Below are 577 nucleotides of genomic sequence, written 5' to 3' on the forward strand. Positions count from 1 at the left end.
GCTTGCACCCTACGTATTACCGCGGCTGCTGGCACGTAGTTAGCCGTGGCTTTCTGGTTAGGTACCGTCAAGGTACAAGCAGTTACTCTTGTACTTGTTCTTCCCTAACAACAGAGTTTTACGACCCGAAAGCCTTCATCACTCACGCGGCGTTGCTCCGTCAGACTTTCGTCCATTGCGGAAGATTCCCTACTGCTGCCTCCCGTAGGAGTCTGGGCCGTGTCTCAGTCCCAGTGTGGCCGATCACCCTCTCAGGTCGGCTATGCATCGTTGCCTTGGTGAGCCGTTACCTCACCAACTAGCTAATGCACCGCGGGCCCATCTGTAAGTGATAGCCGAAACCATCTTTCAATCATCTCCCATGAAGGAGAAGATCCTATCCGGTATTAGCTTCGGTTTCCCGAAGTTATCCCAGTCTTACAGGCAGGTTGCCCACGTGTTACTCACCCGTCCGCCGCTAACGTCATAGAAGCAAGCTTCTAATCAGTTCGCTCGACTTGCATGTATTAGGCACGCCGCCAGCGTTCATCCTGAGCCAGGATCAAACTCTCCGAAGAAATGTTTGACTTGCTCATTT

At 52.5% G+C, this 577-nt stretch carries 1 rRNA gene; it reads right to left on the reverse strand.

Annotated elements, in window-relative coordinates:
- Window positions 1-557: ribosomal RNA gene (locus tag TMES_RS22040) — 16S ribosomal RNA — on the reverse strand; the annotation flags it as partial.
- Between the last annotated feature and the right edge of the window lie 20 nt (window positions 558-577).

Origin of the sequence: Thalassospira mesophila, assembly GCF_002115755.1 — a bacterium.
Taxonomy (GTDB): Bacteria; Pseudomonadota; Alphaproteobacteria; order Rhodospirillales; family Thalassospiraceae; genus Thalassospira; species Thalassospira mesophila.